Below are 17,238 nucleotides of genomic sequence, written 5' to 3'. Positions count from 1 at the left end.
GATCCGGGCCCCCGGTCCGTCGTACCTTGTGGGGCATGGCCAAGACCCAGAAGTTCGCCGGACTGCTGCAGACCCAGATCCGCCGCGAGTTCACCGCCGCCCAGCAGTACACCGCGCTCGCCGTCTGGCTGGACGCCCGTGACCTGCCGCGACTGGCCAAGCGCTTCTACCGGCAGGCGATCGAGGAGCGGAACCACGCGCTGGCGATGGTGCGGTACCTGCTCGACCGCGACCACCCGGTGGCGATCCCCGGCACCGGCGACGTCCGGAACGACTTCTCGAGCGTGCACGAGGTGATCGAGCTGGCCCTGGAGCAGGAACGCGCGGTCACCGCGGACATCGAGGCGATGGCGAAGGCCGCGCGCGCCGAGGAGGACTACCTCGGCGAGCAGTTCATGGGCTGGTTCCTCAAGGAGCAGGTCGAGGAGGTCGCCCAGATGACGACGCTGCTGACGGTCGTCGAGCGGGCGGGCGACAACCTGTTCGAGGTCGAAAACCACCTGTACCGCGAGTCGGCGACGGAGGTCGAGGACGCGCCGGACATGCCACCGGTGGCCGGCGGCAAGCTCTGACCCGCCCCGGCTCGCCGGAACCCCGGCGACCAAGGTCATGAAAGGGTCGTTCACGTCGTCCGGCGAGGTGAACGACCCTTTCATGACGTCCGGGCGGTGCCGGCGGCGGAAGCGGCATCCCCCCGGGCGATGCCGCTTCCGCCGGTTCCTTCAGTGACAGAAGGAAACTTCCGGGAACCCCGGCCGGTCGAGCACCGCCCGCGGCACGCCCCGCAGGTGCTGGTCGAAGAAGGCGCCGACGTAGGCCCGGGTGATGGCCTGCGTGCGCCGGCCGCCCGTGGTGGCGCCCATGTCGACCCCGAACTCGTCCGCCACCAGGCCGACGTCGGTGAAGGACGCGTGCTGCGTGCCCGCCACCTCCGCCCAGCGCTTCCAGCCGGTCAGCTGCGCCCAGTCCCGCTCCCACGGCTCGTTGCCCGGCGCGCACGCGGTGGCCGCGAGCTGGTGGCTCACGAACATGAACGGCCGGTCCAGGCCGGGCGCGGTGAGCGGGACCTCGGTGGTGCCGTCGATGTCCATCCCGGCCTTGACCCGCGCGTCGGCGACCATCGTGGGCAGCGCGCCGGCACCGCCGACGGAGTGCCCGGCCATGCCGATCCGGGACGCGTCGATCAGCGACCCCCACTTCGAGCGCGTCAGCGAGTCCAGCACGAACGACACGTCGGCGGCCCGGCCGAGCACCAGCTTCCGCCAGAAAGCGCTGTCGTGCGGCACTTCGCACGACGCGCACCCCGCGAACCGTCCGCCGGGCATGCTCTGCCCGCTGTTTTCGTAGGTGTGGCCGACCACGGCGACCGCGTACCCGTGGCTCGCCAGGTCCTCGGCGAGCGCGGAGAGCGTGGCGCGCGGCTTGGTGTAGCCGGGCGACAGGACGACCAGCGGCAGGTTCCGGCCACCCGGCCGGGCGTCGGCCACCGAGTTCGTCACCATCGTCGTGAGCAGGTCCGGCGGCACGTCCAGGCCACTGCCCGTCAGCAGGGCCGCGGACTCTTCCGGCGTCAGGTACCGCGTCTTCGGGCCGTCCGGTGACGCCGCCGGGTAGAACAGCGTCACCATCAGCTCGCGGTAGGGCACCGACGGCACCCACGGGTCGGGCCGCGAAGTGTCCTTGAGGTACACCGACGTGCTGCCCACCGGCCGGTCCCCGGTCGGCGCGGGCAGGTACGGCGTCGACGTCCGGGCGAAGCCGACCTCCGGGTACCGCGCGGACGGCTGGGCCAGCACCGGCTGGGGTTCGCCGCGCAGGTGCTCGTCGAAGAACGCCCGGACGTACGCCGCGGTGACGGCCTGACCGCGCGCGGCCGGTGTCGTCGCGCCGAAGTCGAGGCCGAGCTGTTCGCCGACGAGGCCGAGGTCGGTGAACGACGGGTGCGCCGTCCCGGCCACGACGAGCGAGCGCTTCCAGCCCGTCAGCCGGTTCCAGTCCGGTTGCCGCGCTTCCGTGCCCAGGAAGAGGAACGGCCGGTCGAGCCGGGACGGCGAGCCGGTCGGCGTGCCGTCGAGGTCGAGGCCGGCCTTGAGCCGCGGATCGGCTGCCACGGCGTCGATCGTGTTCGCGCCGCCGGCCAGTCCGATCCGGGCCGGGTCGATCAGCGCCGCCCACTTCGAGCGGAGCAGCGCGTCCAGCACCGACGGGACGTCCGCGCCGCGGGCCACCACGACGACCGCGGTGCCGTGGCTCGCCAGGTCTTCGGCGAGCGACGTCAGTTCGGCGCCGGCGGACAGGACGACCAACGGCAGGTGCTGCCCGGCCGGGCGCGCGTCGACGAAGGCGTCGGTGCGGACCGTGGTGAGCACCGACGGCCGGATCGTGGTGATCCCGGCTTCGTCGAGGGCGGCTTTCGCCTCCGCTTCGGTCATGAACCGCTTCCGCGCGCCTCGCGCCGAGGCCGCCGGGTAGTAGAGGTCGGCCGAGGGCAGGGAAGCCGTGCCCACCGGCCGGTCGCCGGTCGGCTTCGCCAGCGCGAGCGCCGGTTCGGCCGAGGCGGCGGGCGCGGCCAGGGTGACCGCGAGTGCGATGACGGTCATGAGGATCGTCTTCTTCATCCGATGAACGTCACTTCCGGGTAGGCCGGCGAGGGCGCGGCCAGCAGCGGCTGCGGGCGGCAGCGCAGGTGCTGGTCGAAGAAAGCGCTTACGTAGGTCCGGGTGACGGCCAGGGCGCGGTTCGCGTCGATCGACGCGCCGAGGTCCACGCCCAGCTGCGCGGCGAGCACCCCGAGGTCGGTGAACGACTGGTGCACCGTGCCGGACACCATGAGCCAGCGCTTCCACCCGGTGAGGTGGGTCCAGTCGGTTTCCCAGTCGTCGTACGGGCCCTGCTGCCCCGGAGTGTAGTTGTCCATGCTGCCGAGGAACAGGAACGGCCGCGACAGGCCGGACGGCGGCAGCGGCACGTGGATGCTGCCGTCGATGTCGGCCCCGGCGCGGATCCGCGCGTCGGCCAGCATCGCCTGCGTCGCGATCGCGCCACCCGCCGAGTGCCCGGTCATGCCGATCCGCGCGGGGTCGATGAGCGCGCCCCACTTCTTCGAGCGCAGCAACGAGTCGAGCACGAACGACACGTCCTTCGACCGGACCTGCGCGAACTTCTCCCAGAACCCCGGCTGGTCGTCGACTTCGCAGGCGGCGCAGCCGGTGACGTGGCCGTCGGGGAAGGTGGTCGCGCGGTTTTCGTAGGTGTGGTCGATCGCCGCCACGGCGTACCCGCGGCTGGCGAGGTCTTCGGCCAGCGCGGTGAGCGTCGCGCGGGGCTGGGTCCAGCCCGGGGACAGCACGACGAGCGGCAGGCCGTGCCACCGCCCGGCCGGTTTCGCGTCGACGACGGCGTTCGTCCGGACCGTGCTCATGACGTCCAGCGGCAGCCCCGGGATGTTCTCCCGTTCGAGGTTGCGCTCGGACTCCAGCGGCGTCATGTACTGCTTGGTCGGGCCGTTCGCCGACGTCGCGGGGTAGAACAGGGAGACCATCAGTTCCCGGTAGGGCACCGACGGCACCCACGGGTCGGGCCGCGAACGGTCCACAACGGACAGTGTGCTGACGCCGACGGGCTCGTGGCCGGTCGGGCGGGGCAGGTACGGCGTCGTGCTCGCCGAGGCGGGCGCGGCGGACAGCGTCAGGGTCAATGCGGTGGCTACCGCGAGAGTGCGCATGATTCCCCCAGGAACCGGGTCAGGAAAGGTGGCGGACGCGACGGAAGCAGAACCAGGTGAGCAAGGCCGTCATGGCGAGGTAGAGCGCGAGTTCGAGCCACTGCAGCGGCCAGAACCGGGAACCGGGCTGGTAGGTCAGGCGCTGCTGGTAGCCGTGCTGCCCCAGCTGGGCCATGCACGCCTCCATGCTGCCGCGCTCCGGCGGGCCCTGGCCCGGCCGCGGGGCGCAGCTCTGCACGAAGTCCGGCAGCGGGCTGGCCACGTTGCCGTTCGCGTCCACGGTTTCGTTCGCCAGCACCCACGCGCCGGCCGGGTTCCGCATGCCGATCTCCAGTATCCCGTGGGTGTCGTCGCCGGTGATGTTCGTGATGTCCTCGCCGACGATCGCGACCGTCATCGTCTGCGGCGGGATCAGGTACGGCCGCACGAAGTTCGGCACCAGGAGCAGCACGGCGGCGAGCACGACGAGCGTGACGGCCATCGCGGCCACCGTCCGCTTCAGCAGCATCCCGACCGCGACGCCGAGCGCGAGGGCGAACGCCGCGTACCCGATCGGCACGATGCCGCGCGCGCCGAACACCACCGGCGCGATGCGGGAGAGCATCCCGCGGTCGGTCTGCGAGGCCGCGAGCGCGTCGATCGGGCTCGCCCACCAGGACACCGCCCAGCCGAGCAGGCCGGCCGCGACCATCGCGACGAGCAGGCCGAAGCCGAGCTTGGTGGTGAGCCACCGCTTGCGCGTGACGGTCTGGTTCCACACCAGGCTGTGCGTGCCGCTCTCCAGCTCGCGCGTGATCATCGGGACGCCCCAGAACACGCCGATCGCGGCGGGCAGCAGGTAGAGCACCAGGATCGTCCCGCCGAAGAGGGTGTCCTGGTCGGAGAAGTTCGTGCGCCCGACCAGTTCCGGGCCGGTGATCGCGAGCACGACGCCGATCACGAGCAGCACGGCGAACACGGACAGCGCGGGGACGCGGAACTGGCGCCAGGTCAGCCAGGTCATCGCAGGACCTCCAGGGCGGGGCGGGCGGCGGCGGGGTTGCTCATGTACTCGAGGACGAGGTCTTCGAGGCCGATCTGCGCGACCGTCCACACGGGATCCAGGATCGGCGCCTCGGTGCGGACGAGCACCGTGGTCTGCCGGTCGGTGTGCTTCGCGGACACGACGTGCTGGTCCGCGGGCAGCGTCTCGACGTCCCGCCGCGGCCCGGAGAGCCGGTGGTGCGTGGCCAGCAGTTCCTCGACCTCGCCGATCACCCGGACCTGCGAATCGACGAGCACGATGAGGTGGTCGCAGACCCGTTCCAGGTCGTTGACCAGGTGCGAGGACATCACGACGGACAGCTCGTGCTCGGCCACCGCCTCCATCAGGTCCTGCAGGAACTCCCGCCGCGCCAAGGGATCCAGCGCGGCGACCGGTTCGTCGAGCAGCAGCAGCAGCTCGGGCCGCTTGGCGATGCCGATCGTCAGCGCCAGCTGGGCGCGCTGACCACCGGACAGCTTGCCGGCGTGCTGCTTCGGGTCGAGCCCCAGCCGCTCGATCCGCTTCTCGGCGAGCGAGGTGTCCCACCGCGGGTTGAGGTGCGCGCCGAGCCGCAGGTGGTCTTCGATGCTCAGCCCGCCGTAGACCGGAGTGTTCTGGGCGACGTACCCGACTTTCGCCAGCTGGTCCGGCCCGCTGCCGGGCACCCCGCCGCACACCTCGATCGTGCCGGTGGTCGGTTCGAGCATGCCGGACGCGATGTTCAGCAGCGTCGACTTGCCCGCCCCGTTCGGGCCGACCAGCCCGGTCACGTGGCCGGGCTCGATTTCCAGGGTGCAGCCGGACAACGCCCAGTTGCGCTTGTACTTCTTGCCCAGTCCCTGGGCACGCAGGACGCTCACGCTATGTCCTCTCTGGCGGAGTCGCGAAACGTGGACATCAACAGGGCCTCGATGCTCTCTTCGTCGAGACCGGCCTTGCGGGCCTTGCCCAGCCAGCGGCGCAAGTCCTGCCGCAGCGGCCCGAGCACGGCGAACGACGCACCGCCGTTCAGCGTCGCGGTGACGAACGTGCCGACCCCGGGCCGGGCCGAGACGAGCCCGTCGTGCTCCAGCTCGCGGTAGGCCTTCAGCACGGTGTTCGGGTTGATCGCGAGGGAAGCGACCACGTCCTTGACCTTCGGGAGCTGGTCCCCCTCGTTCAGCAGGCCGAGGCGCAACGCGTGCCGCACCTGCTGGACCAGCTGCTGGTACGGCGACAAGCCGGACCTCGCGTCCAGGTGGAACTCGATCATCGGCAACTCCATTTATCTAGTTGACTAGTACTATAGACATGGAGCACAAGTTCGCGCCACAGATCTTTTCGGGCCGGGGTGGCCCGGACGTCAGTGCCGCGGCAAAGTTGTGCTCGCGCGGGTCTGGCGGCGTCGCGGTGCCCGGACGTCATGAAAGGGTCGTTCATGGCGTCTGGTGGGGTGAAAGGGTCGTTCATGACGTTGCGGCTTGCCGGCGGTCGAGTGGCCTGGCCGTGCGACTTTGCCGGCCCCCGGCGCCGGAACGTCGTGAAAGGGTCGTTCATGGCGTCTGGTGGGGTGAAAGGGTCGTTCATGATGTCCGGCCGGCCGGGAACCCTTCCAGGAGGTTCGGCGAATGACTCACGGGCGCGCTGATCTTTTTCGGCCGCCCTGCCAACCTCGCCGCCCCCTCAGCCGTCTGGGGAGGTGATCGTTTCCGTTCACGAGAGGACTTTTCGTGCTTCGACTTCCTGGGGGAGGCTTCGTGCGCGGCCTGCTGGTCGCGCTCGGGGTCTCGATGGCCGTGCCCGCGGTGGCCTCGGCTTCCGCCGACGGCGTTCCGACGCCGCGGCTGAGCTGGACCGACTGCGCGGCCGGGTTCCAGTGCGCCACCGCTTCGGTGCCGCTGGACTACGACCGCCCGGCCGGCGCGAAGATCGACCTCGCGCTCATCAAGGAGCCCGCCACCGATCCCGCGCACAAGATCGGCACGCTGTTCGTCAACTTCGGCGGCCCGGGCGCGTCCGGCCTGCAGCGGCTGCGGGAGCGCGGCAAGTGGCCGTGGCTGTTCTCCGACCAGCTGCGCGCGCGGTTCGACGTCGTGTCGTGGGACCCGCGCGGGATCGGGGCCAGCACCGCCGTGCGCTGCTTCGACACCCTCGCCGAGCAGGAATCCTTCTTCGGGTCGTTCCCGGAGATGCCCGGCGACCCGAGCGGCAACGCGGCCTTCTACGCCAAGTCCAAGGAACTGGCCGACCGCTGTTCGGCCAAGGCGGGCCCGATCCTCGAGCACGTCTCGACGGCCAACACCGCGCGGGATCTGGAAATGCTGCGCCGCGCGGTCGGCGACCCGAAGCTGACCTACCACGGGATCTCCTACGGCACCCAGCTCGGCGCCACCTACGCGAACCTGTTCCCGGACCGGATCCGCGCGATGGTGTTCGACGGCACCATGGACTTCGCGGGCAACGCGACCGGCCACGACGGTGCCGGCAAGACCGTTCCGCTGGACACGCGCCAGGACGTCGCCACCGGGATTTCGCAGACGTTCGACCAGTTCCTGCGCCTGTGCACCGAAGCCGGCCCGAAGTGCGCGTTCTCGTCCGGTGACCCGAAGGCGAAGTGGGCGGCGCTGACCGCCCGCGCGAAGCAGGCGCCGATCACCGTGGACGGTGAGACGTGGACGTATTCGGGGATCATCAACGCGGCCGCCGACCTGTCGGACTCGCGGGGCTGGCCGGACATCGCTTCGCTGCTGCAGCGGCTTTATGACGCCCCGCAGGCGTTCGCGGCCGCCGCTTCGGAGCCGTACACGTCGAACCGCACCGAGGCGTTCAACGCCATCCAGTGCTCCGACAGCGACGTCCCGACCGACCCCGCGATCTACAGCCGGTACGCCGAATCCGAGGACCGGCGGGTCCCGTACTTCGGCCGGATCGGGGTGCTGGACATGATGAGCTGCGCGTTCTGGCAGGCGAAGGACACCGACCGGTACACCGGCCCGTGGAACCGCCCGACGTCGGCGGAGATCCTGGTGCTGAACAACCGGTACGACCCGTCGACGCCGCTGGCCGGGGCCCGGGACGGCGCCGCGGAACTGGCGCGCGCCCGGGTGTTCGTCACCGAGGGGTACGGGCACTCGTCGATGTACGTGCCGAGCACGTGCACCGAGCAGGTCAAGCGGGACTACCTGATCTCGGGGGCGTTCCCGGCCGCCGGCAAGACCTGCGCGATCGACGCGAGCCCGTTCGCGGGCTGAGGCGGGCGGGCCTCGCCGGCGACGGTGAGGCCCGCTGCCACGAACGCGTCCCGCGGGTGCTGCACCGAGGCCAGCGAAAGGATGTCGCGGCCGAACAGCGCCTGCGCCAGCCACACCGCGAGCACCCGGACCTTGCGTTCCCAGGTGGGCACGGCGAGGACGTGGTAGCCGCGGTGCATCAGCCACGCCGGCAGCCCGGTGATCACCAGCCGCCGGTACTGGAAGATCCCGCGGCCCAGGCCGAGCGTCGCGATGGCGCCGAGGCTGTGGTGGACGTAGTCCTGGGGCTCCCGGCCGCGCAGCGTCGCGATGATGTTGCGCGCCAGCAGCTTTCCCTGCCGGTAGGCGTGCTGGGCGTTGGGCACGGTCCGCGCGCCCGGCACGGTCGAGGCGAGGTCGGGCACGGCGGCGGCGTCCCCGGCGGCCCAGGCGTCGGTGTGGTTCGCGACGCGCAGATCCGGTCGCACGACGAGGTAACCGCGTTCGTCGACGGGCAGGTCGGTGTGCCGGCCGAGGACGGGGTTGGCGCCGTTGCCCGCGGTCCAGACGATCAGTTCGGCGTCGAACTCCTCGCCGGTCGAGAGCCGCACGTGGCCGTTTTCCGCCGACGTCACCCGCGTGTCCAGGTGGACGCGCGCGCCTCGCCGTGCCAGCTCCCGCACGACCCAGCGGCCCGGCCGGTCGGTGACCTCGGGCAGGATGCGGTCCGACGCCTCGACGAGGTGGAAGCGCAGTTCGTCGCGGTGCAGTTCCGGGTAGCGCTTGAGCAGCGCGGTCGCGAGCGACAGCAGCTCGCCGAAGCCCTCGACGCCCGAGAAGCCGCCGCCGACGAAGGCGACGGTGAGCAGCTTCCGCCGCAGGGGCCCGGCCGGCAGCGCGGCGGCCCGGTCGAAGGCGGTGAGCAGCCGGTCGCGGATCGCGACGGCCTCTTCGACGTGCTTGAGCCCGATGGCCTGCTCGGCGATGCCCGGCACCGGCCGGGTCCGGGTGACGGCCCCGGCGGTGACGACGATGGTGTCGTAGCCGAGTTCGAAGGGCTCGCCGTCGGCGGGCCGCACGCTGACCACGTGGTGCGCGTGGTCGACGGCGGTGACCTTCCCGGCGATCACCCGGGTCCGCCGCAGGTGCCGCCGCAGCGACACGGCGGCGTGCCGCGCCTCGACCGACCCGGCGACGACCTCGGGCAGGAACGGCTGATAGGTCAGGTAGGGGCGGGGATCGACGAGGGTGACCGCGGCCTCGCCGCGCCGCAGCTTCTTTTCCAGCTTCCAGGCGGTGTAGAACCCGGCGTAGCCGCCGCCGACGATCAGGATCTCGCGCATCTCGTCCTCTTTTCTCGTTCACCCCGTGGACGAGGTGGTGGCGGAGGACGTGACCGCGATCCGCGTCACAGCGAGACACGCGGGACCGGCCCCGATCGGTTGAGCCCGGCTTGACACGGGGCCCGGTCGTCTCGCAGTATGCGAACAAGTGTTCGATGATTCTCCTGGGTTCGCCTGTGGCTTCCTCACGCGGGTGTCTCCGGTGCGAGTACGTGGTGCTGGAGGTGGGTTGGCGTGGCGGTGCCGGAGGCGCTGGCGGGGATCCCGGGGGTCCGCACGGCGGCACAGCTGGGCGAGCCGGACCCGGCCGGGCACCTGACGGTGCTGCCCGCGCTGGCCCACCTCCTGCCCGGCGGCGGCCTGCGCCGCGGCACCACGGTGTCGGTCCGCGGCGCGACGTCACTGGTGCTGGCCCTGCTCGCGGCCGCCACCCGCGACGGCTCCTGGGCGGCGGTCACCGGCTTGCCGGAGCTGGGCCTGGCCGCGGCCGCGGAACTCGGCGTCGACCTGGAGCGGATCGCCCTGGTGCCGCACCCGGGCGCGGAGCCGGTGGCGGTGGTTTCGGCACTGGTGGACGGGTTCGACCTGGTGGTCCTCGGCCGCTCGCTGGCGGACAGTGTGCGGCCCCAGCTGGCCCGCCGCCTGGCGGGCCGCGTCCGCAACCGCGGCTCGGTCCTGCTGGCGGCCGGGTCGTGGCCGGGCGCGGACCTGGAGCTGAGCGTCTCGGGCCGCCGCTGGCACGGCTTGAGCGCGGACGGCCACGGTCACCTGAGGTACCGCGAGCTGGTGGCGACGAGCCGAGGTCGCGGCTCGGCGGTCCGGTCCCGCTCGGTGCCGCTGCGGCTGCCCGAACCGGGAGGCGCGGTGGGTCCGGCGGGCCGCACTGACGCGCGGGTTTTCCCTGCGCGTGTGAGGTGAGTGCCGTGCGGTGGCGGGCCGAGCCGCCGGGCGCCCCGTGGTGCGGCGGTGGCTTGGCGTGGGTGGGTGGCCGAGGTCGCGGGGTGAGCCGCCCGGCCTGCCGGGGTGGGGGTCGGCTGGGTGGGTTCGTGGTCGGCTTGGCGGGTGGTCGAGATCGCGGTGTGAGCCGGCCGGTCCAGCCGAGTGGCTTCGTGGTCGGCTTGATAGTCGGCGGGCCGGTTCGCCGGAGCGGTGCTCGGCTGGGTGGGTTCGTGGTCGGCTTGGTGGGCGGTCGAGGTCGCGGGGTGAGCCGCTCGGCCTGCCGGGGTGGGGGTCGGCTGGGTGGGTTCGTGGTCGGCTTGGCGGGTGGTCGAGATCGCGGCGTGAGCCGGCCGGCGCAGCCGAGTGGCTTCGTGGTCGGCTTGATAGTCGGCGGGCCGGTTCGCCGGAGCGGTGCTCGGCTGGGTGGGTTCGTGGTCGGCTTGGTGGGCGGTCGAGATCGCGGGGTGAGCCGGCCGGCGCAGCTGGGTGCGGTCGTGGCCGGCTCGGCAGGCGGCGTGTCGGCCCACCGGCGCGGTGCTCGGCCGGGCTGGTCCGGGCAGCTCGCCGCCGAAAGCGTCCGATGACCGATGCGCCGCGGCTGCTGGTGCTCTGGTGCCCGGACTGGCCGGTCGTCGCCGCCTGCGCCGCTGCCGGTACGCCGCCCGCCGCTCCCGCCGCCGTCTTCTCCGCCAACCGTGTTGTTGCCTGCTCCGCCGCCGCGCGTGGCAGCGGGGTCGGGCGGGGGATGCGCCGGCGGGATGCCCAGTCCCGCTGTCCCGGGCTCGTCGTGCACCAGCACGACCCGGACCGCGACGCGCGGCTCTTCGAACCCGTCGCCGCCGCCGTCGAAAGCCAGGCCGTCGGGGTCGAGGTCGTGCGGGCCGGGATCGTGGCCGTGCCCGTCACCGGGGCCGCCGGGTACTTCGGCGGGGAGGCCGCGCTCGCCGAACTGCTCATCGACGAGGTCGCCGCGCGGGCCGGGGTCGAGTGCCAGGTCGGGATCGCCGACGGGCTCTTCGCCGCGACCCTCGCCGCCCGGCGGTCGGCGCTCGTGCCGTCCGGGGGCGCCGCCGCGTTCCTCGCGCCGCTCGCGATCACCGAACTGGACCAGCCGGGGGACGGCCGCGGTGAGCTGGTCGCGTTGCTGCGGCGGCTCGGGCTGCGGACCCTCGGCGCGTTCGCCGCGCTCGCCGAACGGGACGTCGCCGGCCGGTTCCCGAAGGACGCCGTCACCGCCCACCGGCTCGCCCGCGGCCTCTCCGAGCGGCCGCCGCTGCGCCGTGCCCTGCCGCCGGACCTGTCGGTCGTCGAAACCTTCGAGCACCCGCTGGCCCGGATCGACGAAGCCGCGTTCGTCGCGAAGACGCTCGGCGAACGCTTCTTCGCCGGCCTCGCCCGCCACGGCCTCGCCTGCACCCGGCTCGCTGTCGTCGCCGTCACCGAAGCCGGCGAAGAACGCGTCCGCGTCTGGCGCTGCGCCGAACCGCTGACCGCCCGCGCGACGGCCGACCGCGTGCGCTGGCAGTGCGAAGGCTGGCTCAACGCCCGCGACCGGCCCACCGCCGGCATCGTCCGGCTGCGCCTCGACCCCGAAGAGGTGGTCGGCGGGCAGGCGCTGCAGCTGCAGTTCGGGTCGATGGGCCGCGACGCCGACGCCGCCGAGCGCGCCGGCCGCGCGCTGGTCCGCATCCAGGGCCTGCTGGGCCCGGACGCGGTCGTCACCCCGCTGCTCGACGGCGGCCGCGGCCCGGCCGAGCGCGTCCGCCTGGTCCCGTGGGGCGAACCCCGCGCCGCGGCGACGGCCGACCAGCCCTGGCCGGGCCGGCTGCCGGCGCCTTCCCCGACGCACGTACCACTCCACCCACCGCCGGCGGCGGTCCTCGACGCGACCGGCGCCGAGGTGCGCTGCACCCCCCGCGGCGAGCTCACCGGCGCCCCGGAAACGATCGCCGTCGACGACGGCCCGCCCCGCCACGTCCTCGGCGCGGCGGGCCCCTGGGTGGTCCACCACCGCGGCGACCGGCTCGCCCGCGTCCAGGTGGTCCTGGAAACCGACGACGGCGACGTCGCCCTGCTGCTCAAGGCCATGATCGGCGATAATCCACAATGGACGGTCGAGGGTTGCTACGACTGATTTCCGTTCGCCGGTTCGGGTCACAAGTGGCCGATCGGCGAGCGGAGACCCGGCCGCTTGGTGATCATGCTCCGGTGCCCTGCCACCCGTCCACGGAGGACAGCCGATGACATTCGCCCTTCCCGAACAGCTCCGCCGCGACCGGCCGACGGGGCTGGACACCGTGCGGGCCGCGATCGCGGACCTCGCCTCCGGCCGGCCGGTGGTCGTGGTCGACGACGAGGACCGGGAGAACGAGGGTGACCTGATCATGGCGGCCGAGCACGCGACGCCGCACGCCCTCGCCTTCTACATGCGGCACACCAGCGGCCTGATCTGCGCACCGATGCCGCCGGAGATCGCCGACCGGCTGCGGCTGGGGCCGATGGTGGCGGACAACGAAGACCCCGCCGGTACGGCGTACACGGTGTCGGTGGACGCGGCCGACGGCATCGAGTCCGGGATTTCGGCGGCCGACCGCGCCCGCACGCTGCGGGTGCTCGCGGATCCCGCGACGACGACCGGCCTGGTGCGCCGGCCCGGGCACGTCTTCCCGCTGCGCGCGAGGGCGGGCGGGCTCGCCGAGCGGCGCGGCCACACCGAGGCCGCGGTGGAGCTCATGCGCCTGTGCGGCCTCGCGCCCGTCGCGGTGATCAGCGAGGTGTGCAACGAAGACGGGAGCGTCGCCCGGCTCCCCGAGCTGCGGGCGTTCGCCGACCGGCACTGGCTGAAGGTCGTCTCCATCGAGCAGATCTCCGCGTTCGGCTGATGCTCGCCGCGACCGTCTTCGACCTCGACGAAACCCTGGCCGACAGCGCCGGGGCCTGGAACCGCGTCCTCGGCGCCGTCGCGGCTCGCCACGGCCACGCGTGGACGAACCGGGACTGGGCCGCGATCCAGGGCACCAGCACCGGCTATTGGGGTGCCTACCTCGCCCGCCGCTGCCCGGGCCTCACGCCGGAGGACGCCGTGGCGGGGTGCGTCGACGGCATGGTCGCCGAGATCGGCCGCGGCGGGTGCGGGCCGCTGCCGGGGGCGGCCCGCCTCGTCGCCACCGCCGCCGGGCTCGGCCTGGTCGGCCTGGCGTCGGCGTCGCCGCGGCGCTACGTCGAGGCGGCGGCCGCGGCGTTCGGGTTCACCCCCTGGCTCGATGCGCTGGTGGCGGGCGAGGACGTCTCGCGCGGCAAGCCCGCGCCGGACCCGTACCTGCTCGCCGCGCGGCGGCTCGGCGTGGCCCCGGCGCACTGCGTCGCGGTCGAGGACTCCGGGTCCGGCATCCGCTCGGCCCACGCCGCCGGGATGGTCGTGCTCGCCGTCCCCAACGCCGCGACCGCGCTCGACCTCGACGTGCTGCGCCTCGCCGGCCACCAGGCGGCCGACGCGCACATCGCCGCGAAAACGCTGTCTTCCCTTGCCTGGCGCGCCGTCGTGTGACGACGGCGACTCCGGCGGGGTCCACAGTTGACACTTCGCGTCGACCGGCTCAGGATCGACTCCAGTAGTCGTACGTGTGTTCGAGCGGTATTCGCTGGCTTCCCCTCAGTGAACTTTCCTTGCGGGAGCTGGCTTTGGCGTTCAACAACCCGACCGTGCCGTGGTCCGAAGTGGAGCGGGTCGCCTCCGGGCGGCCGCCCGTGCCCGGTGACGGCAGCGACGCCCCGGCGTGGTCGCGCAAGCGCGAAGGGTATTCCGGGGCGCCGGCCGATCTGCGGACCCGGCGGCGGCGGGACGACGCCGGGGACCGGATCCGCGCGCCCTACGCCGAGCTGCACGTGCACTCCAACTTCAGCTTCCTCGACGGTGCCTCCCACCCCGAGGCGCTCGTCGAGGAGGCCGCGCGGCTGGAGCTGGACGCGCTCGTGCTCACCGATCACGACGGCGTGTACGGCGCCGTCCGCTTCAACGACGCCGCGCGGGAGCTCGGGGTGCGCGTCGGGTTCGGGGCCGAGCTGTCGCTCGACCTGCCCGCGCCGCAAGCCGGGGAACCGGATCCGCGGGGGTCGCACCTGCTGGTGATCGCCCGGCAGCAGGACGGGTACCACCGGCTGTGCCGCGTCATCTCGCGCGCCCAGCTCGCCGGCGGGGCGAAGGGGCGGCCCGTCTACGACGTCGACGAACTGGCCGACGAGCTGGCCGGGCACGTCGTCGTGCTCACCGGCTGCCGGAAGGGCGCGGTCCGCCAGGCGCTCGCCCGCAACGGGGCCGCCGCCGCGTACGCCGAACTCGAGCGGCTCGTCGACCGGTTCGGGCGGCAGCACGTCGCCGTCGAGCTGATCGACCACCGGCTGCCGCTCGACGACGCGGCCAACGACCTGCTCGACGGGATGGCGCGTGAGCTGCGGCTGCCGACCGTCGTGTCCAACAACGTGCACTACGCCCGGCCCGACGACGCCGTCGTGGCGGACATGGTGGCCGCGGTCCGGGCGCGCCGGTCGGCCGAAGACCTCGAGGGGTGGCGGCCGCCGTCCGGGCAGGCGTTCCTGCGGTCCGGGATGGAGCAGCGGCGCCGGTTCGAGCGCCGCTACCCCGGCGCCGTCGGGCGGGCCGCCGTGCTCGGCGTGGAAGTGGCCTTCGACCTGCGGCTGGTCGCCCCCGACCTGCCGCCGTTCCCGGTGCCGTCCGGGCACGACGAGATGTCCTACCTGCGCGAGCTGACCCGGGCGGGCGCGGCGGACCGCTACGGCCCGCGCGAGGCGAACCCCCGGGCGTACGCCCAGCTCGACCACGAGCTCGCCGTCATCGAGGACCTCGGCTTCCCCGGCTACTTCCTCGTCGTCTGGGACATCGTCCGCTTCTGCAAGGAGGCGAACATCCTCTGCCAGGGCCGCGGTTCGGCCGCGAACTCCGCCGTCTGCTACGCCCTCGGGATCTGCCACGCCGACCCGGTCAAGTGGAACCTGCTGTTCGAGCGGTTCCTCGCCCCGGAGCGGGACGGGCCGCCGGACATCGACATCGACATCGAGTCCGACCGGCGCGAGGAAGCCATCCAGTACGTCTACGCCAAGCACGGCCGCTTCCACGCCGCGCAGGTCGCGAACGTCATCACCTACCGGGCGCCCTCGGCGATCCGCGACGCCGCCAAGGCGCTCGGGCACAGTCCCGGGCAGCAGGACGCCTACAGCAAGCTCGTCGACCGCTGGGGCGGGGTCGCCGCCACGAAGCAGCAGACGGACGGCGCGATCCCCGGCGACGTCCTCGAGCTGGCCGCGCGGATCGAAGACTTCCCGCGCCACCTCGGCATCCACTCCGGCGGCATGGTGCTGTCGAAGCAGCCGGTGTCCGAAGTGGTCCCGGTGGAATGGGCGGCCATGGCCGACCGCAGCGTCCTGCAGTGGGACAAGGACGACTGCGCCGCCGTCGGGCTGGTCAAGTTCGACCTGCTCGGCCTCGGCATGCTTTCCGCGCTGCACTACGCGATCGACCTCGTCGCCGAGCACCACGGGTCCACAGTGGACCTCGGGAAGCTCGACCTGGCCGACCCGGCCGTCTACGACATGCTCTGCGAAGCCGACGCGATCGGCGTCTTCCAGGTCGAATCCCGCGCCCAGCTGGCCACCCTGCCCAGGTTGCGGCCACGGAAGTTCTACGACCTCGTCGTCGAAGTCGCGCTGATCCGGCCCGGCCCGATCCAAGGTGGCTCGGTGCACCCCTACATCCGGCGCCGCCGCGGCGACGAGGAGTGGCAGCACGCGCACCCGCTGCTGGCGTCCAGTTTGGACCGCACCCTCGGTGTTCCCCTGTTCCAGGAGCAGGTGATGCAGATGGCGGTCGACGTCGCTTCGTTCACCCCGGCCGAAGCCGACAAACTGCGGCGGGCCATGGGCGCCAAGCGGTCGAGCGCGAAGATGAAGGCGCTGATGGCGCGGTTCTTCGCCGGGTGCGAAGCCAACGGGATCGATCGCGAGCTCGCCACCCGGATCTTCGAGCAGATCCACGCCTTCTCCGGTTACGGCTTCCCCGAAGCGCATTCGATGTCGTTCGCGTTGCTGGTGTACGCGAGCGCGTGGGTCAAGCGCTACTACCCGGCCGCGTTCTGCGCCGGGCTGCTGCGCGCCCAGCCGATGGGGTTCTACAGCCCGCAATCGCTGGTCGCCGACGCCCGCCGGCACGGCGTTCACGTCCGCGAACCGGATCTCAACGCCAGTCTCGTCCACGCCACGCTCGAACCCGACCCCGGCAGCACCGGCGGCGTCGCGCTCCGGCTCGGCCTCGCCGGGGTCCGCCACCTCGGCGACGGCCCGGCCGCGGCGATCGTCGCCGAGCGCGAGGCCGGCGGGCCGTACGACGGCGTCGGCGACCTCACCCGCCGCGTCCGGCTGAAGAAGAACGCCGTCGAAGCCCTCGCGACCGCGGGGGCGTTCGGCGGCGACCGGCGGCAGGACCTGTGGGCCGCCGGCGCGGCGGCGGCCACCCGGCCCGGGCACCTGCCCGGCCTCGCCCCGGGGCTCGACGCGCCCGCGCTGCCGGGCATGACGCGGCTGGAGATCACCGCCGCGGACCTGTGGGCCACCGGCGTTTCCCCGGACAGCCACCCGGTGGAGTACCTGCGCGAGCTGCTCGACGCGCGCGGCGCGATCACCACCGCCGAACTCGCGCGCGTGCGGGACGGCACGCGGGTGTGGGTCGGCGGCGCGGTCACCCACCGGCAGCGCCCGGCGACCGCGGGCGGGATCACCTTCCTCAACCTCGAAGACGAGACCGGCATGGCCAACGTCCTCGTCTCGCCCGGCCTGTGGCGGCGGCAGCGGCTGGTCGCCCGCACCAGCGCCGCGCTGCTGGTCCGCGGGTGCGCCCAAGCGGCCGAAGGGGTGGTCACGCTCGTCGCCGACCGGCTCGAACGCATCGATCTCTCGATGCGCGCGGGGCCGTCCCGGGACTTTCGTTGA

Annotated in this window: 13 protein-coding genes; 7 read left to right on the top strand and 6 right to left on the bottom strand. The window is 73.0% G+C overall.

The window, feature by feature from the left end:
• Positions 1 to 35: 35 nt before the first annotated feature.
• Positions 36 to 572: a ferritin gene (locus tag AB5J73_RS01660; RefSeq protein ID WP_370967377.1), complete on the top strand. Its 537-nt coding sequence runs from the start codon at positions 36 to 38 to the stop codon at positions 570 to 572.
• A gap of 150 nt (positions 573 to 722) precedes the next feature.
• Here the strand turns inward: AB5J73_RS01660 and AB5J73_RS01655 are convergent, their stop codons facing one another.
• From AB5J73_RS01655 to AB5J73_RS01635, 5 genes are read right to left on the bottom strand one after another with little or no spacing between them, the layout of a single operon-like run.
• Positions 723 to 2,618 (bottom strand): esterase, encoded by a 1,896-nt coding sequence (locus AB5J73_RS01655; RefSeq protein ID WP_370967375.1) that lies wholly within the window; start codon positions 2,616 to 2,618, stop codon positions 723 to 725.
• The gene (locus tag AB5J73_RS01650; protein ID WP_370967373.1) at positions 2,615 to 3,724 is read right to left on the bottom strand and encodes an alpha/beta hydrolase family protein; all 1,110 of its coding nucleotides are present in this window, start codon (positions 3,722 to 3,724) and stop codon (positions 2,615 to 2,617) included. The genes AB5J73_RS01655 and AB5J73_RS01650 overlap by 4 nt, the downstream gene beginning before the upstream one ends.
• Before the next feature lie 19 nt (positions 3,725 to 3,743).
• Positions 3,744 to 4,727, bottom strand: a complete 984-nt coding sequence (locus AB5J73_RS01645) for a transporter (RefSeq protein ID WP_370967371.1) — start codon at positions 4,725 to 4,727, stop codon at positions 3,744 to 3,746.
• Positions 4,724 to 5,608 carry an ABC transporter ATP-binding protein gene (locus tag AB5J73_RS01640; RefSeq protein WP_370967369.1) on the bottom strand — a complete coding sequence of 295 codons (885 nt, stop codon included), beginning with the start codon at positions 5,606 to 5,608 and terminating at the stop codon, positions 4,724 to 4,726. The genes AB5J73_RS01645 and AB5J73_RS01640 overlap by 4 nt, the downstream gene beginning before the upstream one ends.
• Positions 5,605 to 6,000, bottom strand: a complete 396-nt coding sequence (locus AB5J73_RS01635) for a GntR family transcriptional regulator (RefSeq protein WP_290061071.1) — start codon at positions 5,998 to 6,000, stop codon at positions 5,605 to 5,607. Before AB5J73_RS01635 ends, AB5J73_RS01640 begins: the two co-directional genes overlap by 4 nt.
• Positions 6,001 to 6,484: 484 nt before the next feature.
• Here AB5J73_RS01635 and AB5J73_RS01630 point away from each other — a divergent pair, with 484 nt between their 5' ends.
• The gene (locus tag AB5J73_RS01630; protein ID WP_370967367.1) at positions 6,485 to 7,978 is read left to right on the top strand and encodes an alpha/beta hydrolase; all 1,494 of its coding nucleotides are present in this window, start codon (positions 6,485 to 6,487) and stop codon (positions 7,976 to 7,978) included.
• Here AB5J73_RS01630 and AB5J73_RS01625 read toward each other — a convergent pair.
• On the bottom strand, positions 7,906 to 9,300 hold the full coding sequence (locus tag AB5J73_RS01625; protein ID WP_370967365.1) for an NAD(P)/FAD-dependent oxidoreductase: 1,395 nt from the start codon (positions 9,298 to 9,300) through the stop codon (positions 7,906 to 7,908). The two genes, AB5J73_RS01630 and AB5J73_RS01625, sit on opposite strands and share 73 nt — an antisense overlap.
• A gap of 234 nt (positions 9,301 to 9,534) precedes the next feature.
• Here AB5J73_RS01625 and AB5J73_RS01620 point away from each other — a divergent pair, with 234 nt between their 5' ends.
• From AB5J73_RS01620 to AB5J73_RS01600, 5 genes are all read left to right on the top strand, one after another.
• A complete protein-coding gene (locus tag AB5J73_RS01620; protein ID WP_370967364.1) occupies positions 9,535 to 10,218 on the top strand; it encodes a hypothetical protein in 684 nt (227 codons plus the stop codon).
• Between the two features lie 601 nt (positions 10,219 to 10,819).
• Positions 10,820 to 12,373 carry a DNA polymerase Y family protein gene (locus tag AB5J73_RS01615; protein ID WP_370967362.1) on the top strand — a complete coding sequence of 518 codons (1,554 nt, stop codon included), beginning with the start codon at positions 10,820 to 10,822 and terminating at the stop codon, positions 12,371 to 12,373.
• Between the two features lie 106 nt (positions 12,374 to 12,479).
• Entirely contained in the window at positions 12,480 to 13,121 is a 642-nt protein-coding gene (gene ribB, locus AB5J73_RS01610) for a 3,4-dihydroxy-2-butanone-4-phosphate synthase (RefSeq protein ID WP_370967360.1), read from the top strand.
• A complete protein-coding gene (locus AB5J73_RS01605) occupies positions 13,121 to 13,786 on the top strand; it encodes an HAD family hydrolase (protein WP_370967358.1) in 666 nt (221 codons plus the stop codon). The genes ribB and AB5J73_RS01605 overlap by 1 nt, the downstream gene beginning before the upstream one ends.
• A gap of 134 nt (positions 13,787 to 13,920) precedes the next feature.
• Complete coding sequence (locus AB5J73_RS01600) at positions 13,921 to 17,238, top strand: error-prone DNA polymerase (protein ID WP_370972852.1); 3,318 nt, start codon at positions 13,921 to 13,923, stop codon at positions 17,236 to 17,238.

This window comes from Amycolatopsis sp. cg9 (assembly GCF_041346945.1).
Taxonomy (GTDB): Bacteria; Actinomycetota; Actinomycetes; order Mycobacteriales; family Pseudonocardiaceae; genus Amycolatopsis.
The sequence above is the reverse complement of the archived record's forward strand: the minus strand, read 5'-3'. Positions and strand labels throughout refer to the sequence as shown.

Excerpts from the sequence above, each read along its gene's own strand:
- AB5J73_RS01660 (WP_370967377.1), top strand. The coding sequence starts at position 36 with ATGGCCAAGACCCAGAAGTTCGCCGGACTGCTGCAGACCCAGATCCGC.
- AB5J73_RS01655 (WP_370967375.1), bottom strand. The coding sequence starts at position 2,618 with ATGAAGAAGACGATCCTCATGACCGTCATCGCACTCGCGGTCACCCTG.
- AB5J73_RS01650 (WP_370967373.1), bottom strand. The coding sequence starts at position 3,724 with ATGCGCACTCTCGCGGTAGCCACCGCATTGACCCTGACGCTGTCCGCC.
- AB5J73_RS01645 (WP_370967371.1), bottom strand. The coding sequence starts at position 4,727 with ATGACCTGGCTGACCTGGCGCCAGTTCCGCGTCCCCGCGCTGTCCGTG.
- AB5J73_RS01635 (WP_290061071.1), bottom strand. The coding sequence starts at position 6,000 with ATGATCGAGTTCCACCTGGACGCGAGGTCCGGCTTGTCGCCGTACCAG.
- AB5J73_RS01625 (WP_370967365.1), bottom strand. The coding sequence starts at position 9,300 with ATGCGCGAGATCCTGATCGTCGGCGGCGGCTACGCCGGGTTCTACACC.
- AB5J73_RS01615 (WP_370967362.1), top strand. The coding sequence starts at position 10,820 with ATGACCGATGCGCCGCGGCTGCTGGTGCTCTGGTGCCCGGACTGGCCG.
- ribB (WP_370967360.1), top strand. The coding sequence starts at position 12,480 with ATGACATTCGCCCTTCCCGAACAGCTCCGCCGCGACCGGCCGACGGGG.
- AB5J73_RS01605 (WP_370967358.1), top strand. The coding sequence starts at position 13,121 with ATGCTCGCCGCGACCGTCTTCGACCTCGACGAAACCCTGGCCGACAGC.